The organism is Massilia genomosp. 1 (genome assembly GCF_011682185.1).
In the GTDB taxonomy this organism is placed as follows: Bacteria; Pseudomonadota; Gammaproteobacteria; order Burkholderiales; family Burkholderiaceae_D; genus Telluria_A; species Telluria_A rubra.
In genome coordinates, this window is record NZ_WHJF01000452.1 from 1 (window position 1) to 343 (window position 343).

Consider the following 343-nt stretch of genomic DNA (forward strand, 5'->3'; position numbering starts at 1 on the left):
TGCCGTTCTGCGTGCAATACCGCGAAACCGACTTCGATTTCGTCTGCCGCCTGCTCGAACACGCCGGCATCTACTTCTACTTCACCCACGCTAGCGGCCATCACACGATGGTACTGGCCGACTCCTATGCCGCGCATAGCACCATCGCCGGCTATGGCGCGCTGGCCTTTTGCGGCGAGAGCGGCGCCAACGCCGCCGACCGCGAAAGCGTGCAGACCTGGTCGGCGGCGGGCGAAATCGCTTCCGGCGCCTATGTGCTCAACGACTACGACTTCGAAAAGGCCGCCGCCAGCGCCAGCGGCAGCCTGCTGGTGCGGGCGCGCGCGGCCGCCTCCACCCAGCC

1 protein-coding gene is annotated in these 343 nt (G+C 67.1%); it reads left to right on the forward strand.

All coding sequences use genetic code 11. From position 1 onward, the window contains the following. The coding region (locus F1735_RS34465) for a contractile injection system protein, VgrG/Pvc8 family (protein ID WP_267876726.1) at nucleotides 1–343 on the forward strand (343 nt) is incomplete at both ends.